Source organism: uncultured Paracoccus sp. (genome assembly GCF_945915435.1).
Classification (GTDB): Bacteria; Pseudomonadota; Alphaproteobacteria; order Rhodobacterales; family Rhodobacteraceae; genus Paracoccus.
Map to the genome: position 1 here is coordinate 1 of NZ_CAMEFG010000084.1, position 3901 is coordinate 3901.

A 3901-nucleotide genomic window follows, 5' to 3' on the forward strand; every position below is an offset into this window, starting at 1 on the left:
AAAACCCGTCACGATCCGGTCCGCCTCGGGCATTGAGGCCATGCCGGAAATCGTGAAACCTGCGGCTGGCCCGGCCGAGAGCCGCCGTCAGGGCGGCGGGGCACAAATTCACCGGCGGTCATCAATCCGTGTCGCCGGTGATAATGCGGGGCGGGAGGGGTCGGCTGCCTGCCCGCCCCGCAAGCCGGGGCCTGCGCCGGGGGTCTATATCTGGCGCGGCCGGGAATATCGCGGCCAGGATGCGGTCGCGGCGGCGGCGGGCGTCAGCGCGTGCATGGTGGCGTTTCACCTGAACCGCCACGGAAACCTCGACAGGTTGGGGTCTGGTTCGGCGTGGACGCCTGCGCGCCGGGGCACCGGTGGTCGCTGCAAGGGCGTCAGCGCATGCGGGCGTCATTGGCCCTCGCGGACTGCGATGGCTGCTGATCTGGGGGTGTCCTACAGCACCGTTTATGACTGGCTGCGGCACGATCGGCTCGACCTGATCCTGCGCCGCTTGATGGCGCGGGATGCACGGATCATGGCCGAGGCGAAAAGGGCGCGGACATGACGGACTGCGCCACTCAATCCCTCAAGGAAACGCTGACCGACGATCAGCAGGACCTGGTCCTTGCGGCCCTGGAGGCCGGTTTCGGTGTTGAGGATATCGCGGTCGACCTGGAATGCCCTGCCGGTGTGGTGCGGGCATTCGTCCGGTCCCTGTCGCCGGTCATCATCCGGGAAATCTATCAGCAGGAGAGCGAAAAATGACCAGACATCGCCCCGATTCTTCCGAAGCGCCATTTATCCCGCGTCCTGATCTGCGGGCTGCGGGTTGGGAACTGCGCATCGCATATGCGCGCCGGAAGGGGTGGACCGCGACGGAGTTAGCGAAGGCTTGCGGGTTCAGACCCGCCGGGACCGCCGTGATGCTCGCGCGCATGGGTGTGAGGTTGAGGGGGCGTCATGGGTAGCGGGATCGCAGCGGTCAGCAGATTTGCGCGCGAGGTTCCCGAACTCGTGGACTTCCATCACTTCGAGATTTCGCGCGAAGTGGTGGACTTTGCGACTGAGCTGGCTGTCGCCGAGATCAAGAATTTTCGGGATGCGCCCGAAGATATGGACGAAACATTCAAGGTGCCGCGTGGAATTCGCCTTCCGGGCGCGCGGATGACGATGGTGATCGAGGGGACAGACACAGTTCTATCGCTGCGCGAACTTGGCGATGAAATCCATGCTTACGGCCACCGGCGCAGTTGCCCACAGGGATTGCGGCTATTCAGGATCCATTCCGACGGCCGCCTCTTTGTGAATGGTGAAGTTCTTAGTGGTATGGCGGGGTGGGGGGTGGCTGCACGGGTTGCATTTATTCTTTCGCTCATATCCGAGCCGCGCATCCTGCGCCGCAGCCCCGCTGGATCACGACAGCAGCGTCGCGCCATACAGCGTGGGTTCGGGTTCGCGGTTGACGCCTGGACGCGCGTCACCTGGGATTTGAGCAAGGAAACCGTTGCCAAGGTATCCCATGACCCCACCTTCCACAAAATGCCGCTGCACTGGCGCCGGGGCCATTTTCGCCGTGCCGCGCCTCATTTCAAGGGCGCAATTCAGCGGCCTGACGCGCTGAGGGAGGAGGATCGGGGGCTGTGGTGGCAATGGATCGAGGGGCAATGGGTCGGGCATCCAGCCTTCGGCCTGAAGCGGTCGGTTCATGCGCCCCGCCTGAGCGGTGGGGATTTGGCCAGGAGGGCGGTATGATGACTTCACCCTCTGCAAAACCGCTGTTTCGCGCGATCCGTGGCAAGGGCCGATCGGCAGATGGTGCCGGCATGTTCGGTGAGCTTCCGTCCGCGCGCCGTCCCGGCGCCGATGTGCGGCGTGAGCATGATTTCTATCCCACCGGCCAGCCTGAGGCGATCCGCGCCCTGCTGGCGCGCGATGGCGGCATCATCCGGTCCTGCGGATCGGTGTGGGAACCGGCCTGCGGCGACGGTGCGCTGGTGCGGGAAATCCGCGCATTCGGCTTGCCTTGCGTTGCGTCCGATCTGGTCGACCGGGGTTGCCCGGACAGCAGCATGGCAGATTTCTTCGGCTGCGAGGTCAGCCGTGGCGGGGCGATCATCACCAATCCGCCCTTCAACCTGATCAACGCCCGCGATGGGCATGGCCGATGGCTGCGCCACACGCTGGACATGCCGGGCTGGCGTTATCTCGCGCTGCTGCTGTCCTGGGACTGGCCCGCCGCCCGCGCCAACGGCCTTGGCGCGCTGCTGGATCAGCACCCGTTTTCCTACTGCTATCTGATGCGCTGGAAGCTGGATTTCACCGGCGAGGGATCGCCGCCGCAGCGCAATGCGTGGTTCGTCTGGAACCGCGCTTATCGGGGCGCGGAACCGGGTTTCCGGTTCCTGAACCGCGAGGATGGCGACAGCATCAATCAAGGGAGGTTGCTGTGAAGCGCACCGATCTTCTTTTCATGACCTCGGACCTGATCAGCGGCGACCGGGCGAACACGCATGGCGATGCTGTCACCGGATTCGCGGCGATCAGCCTGATGTGGGACGCGCTCGACATGGCCAGAGGGTCGCGGGCGCGGGATGCCGAGGACGTGGCGCTGGCGATGATCGCGGTCAAGCTGGTGCGCGCCAGCGCCAATCCCCGGCACCTGGACAACTGGATCGACATGGCGGGCTATGCGGCCCTCGGCGGTGAGCATGTCCTGGAGGGCGGGGCATGACCGACGAAGAATTGCGCGCATACGTGATGGATGACGCCGCCGCTGGCGAGGCGTTTTATGATCTGCTTCAGGACATGATCACCAAACGGGGTATGGTCCCCGAGGCGGTCATGTCTGGCGCTCATGGTGCGTTGATCAACTACATGATCCATCGCCTTGGCGGTGAGGCTGTTGCGAAATCATGCGACAGCGCAGCCGATTTTGCGCGGCGAAAGGCTGCGCCGGACCCCTATGGCCTCGCGAACATGCCGGTCGAAGGGAGGGGATAGATCATGACAGCCACCGCAACCCCCTTCCAGCTTGTCGAGGCTTCGATGCTCGACGAATACCCGCTGACCGTCGAGGACCGGCTGGACAGCCATTACTTCATGCCGTGGGAACGCCGCCGCTGGCTCAACAGCGAGATGCGCCTGCGCGGGACGCCGGAATGCCGGGCCTATTTCTTCGACCTGATCAACATCTCCTACGACCAGGCGCCGCTCGGCACCCTGCCCAATGACATGGACCTGCTGGCCAAGCTGCTGATGGTCGATCCGGTCCATTTCCGCGCCCTGTGCCGGATGGAGTTCGGGCCGCTGCACAAATGGCGCCCGGTGCGGTGCGAGGAAGAAATCCGGCTCATGCACCCCATGGTGCTGCGCAGCCTGCAAGAGGCCGTGGCGCGGCGCGAGGACAATCGGGCGCGCAACGAGGCGGCGAATATCGCCAAACGCCTCCAGCGTCTGCGGATAACGATCAGCGGATATCACAAGGACCTGGCCACCAACGACGCCGCGGTGCGCTGGATCGACGAATGGCTGATCAGCGAAGGCTGCGAATACCGGTCGTCGTCGTGGATCGAGCGCGGCATCGCGCGGTGGTCGGATCACCAGTTCTCATTGGGCGGAAAAGGCGGTCCGGGAACTGTCTCAAGACTGTCCTGAACTGTCTGAAGGACACTTTGAGACAGTCTCGGACAATCTCGGACTGTCCTGCACGACAGGGACATAGACAGGGACAAGAAAAGAAAAAGACAGAAGCCAGTTCGAGACGGTCAAGGGGTGGCGCCTGTGGATAAGTCGGGAAATTGCTGAGAAAGGAAGAAGGGGATGAGCGGGGAAAGGGCGGAAAGGGAAGCGAGGGTTGATGCTCTGCTGCTGGACCCTCTGGCGGGGCTGAAGCGCAGGCGTGGGATCAGCGCCGAGG

At 64.0% G+C, this 3901-nt stretch carries 7 protein-coding genes; all 7 read left to right on the plus strand.

Annotated features, from left to right (window positions below; genetic code table 11):
• The first annotated feature begins 415 nt into the window (after nucleotides 1-415).
• The 7 genes from Q0O97_RS17305 to Q0O97_RS17335 all read left to right on the plus strand — a co-directional run bounded on the left by Q0O97_RS17305 (nucleotide 416) and on the right by Q0O97_RS17335 (nucleotide 3639).
• Complete coding sequence (locus Q0O97_RS17305; protein WP_294932378.1) at nucleotides 416-550, plus strand: hypothetical protein; 135 nt, start codon at nucleotides 416-418, stop codon at nucleotides 548-550.
• The gene (locus Q0O97_RS17310; protein ID WP_294932381.1) at nucleotides 547-750 is read left to right on the plus strand and encodes a hypothetical protein; all 204 of its coding nucleotides are present in this window, start codon (nucleotides 547-549) and stop codon (nucleotides 748-750) included. Before Q0O97_RS17305 ends, Q0O97_RS17310 begins: the two co-directional genes overlap by 4 nt.
• A 195-nt stretch (nucleotides 751-945) precedes the next feature.
• On the plus strand, nucleotides 946-1737 hold the full coding sequence (locus Q0O97_RS17315) for a hypothetical protein (protein WP_294932383.1): 792 nt from the start codon (nucleotides 946-948) through the stop codon (nucleotides 1735-1737).
• Between the two features lie 71 nt (nucleotides 1738-1808).
• Nucleotides 1809-2435: a hypothetical protein gene (locus tag Q0O97_RS17320; protein ID WP_294932386.1), complete on the plus strand. Its 627-nt coding sequence runs from the start codon at nucleotides 1809-1811 to the stop codon at nucleotides 2433-2435.
• Complete coding sequence (locus Q0O97_RS17325) at nucleotides 2432-2716, plus strand: DUF6378 domain-containing protein (RefSeq protein WP_294932389.1); 285 nt, start codon at nucleotides 2432-2434, stop codon at nucleotides 2714-2716. Before Q0O97_RS17320 ends, Q0O97_RS17325 begins: the two co-directional genes overlap by 4 nt.
• Entirely contained in the window at nucleotides 2713-2985 is a 273-nt protein-coding gene (locus tag Q0O97_RS17330; protein ID WP_294932392.1) for a hypothetical protein, read from the plus strand. Before Q0O97_RS17325 ends, Q0O97_RS17330 begins: the two co-directional genes overlap by 4 nt.
• A 3-nt stretch (nucleotides 2986-2988) precedes the next feature.
• Complete coding sequence (locus Q0O97_RS17335; protein ID WP_294932395.1) at nucleotides 2989-3639, plus strand: hypothetical protein; 651 nt, start codon at nucleotides 2989-2991, stop codon at nucleotides 3637-3639.
• The last annotated feature ends 262 nt before the right edge of the window (nucleotides 3640-3901 follow it).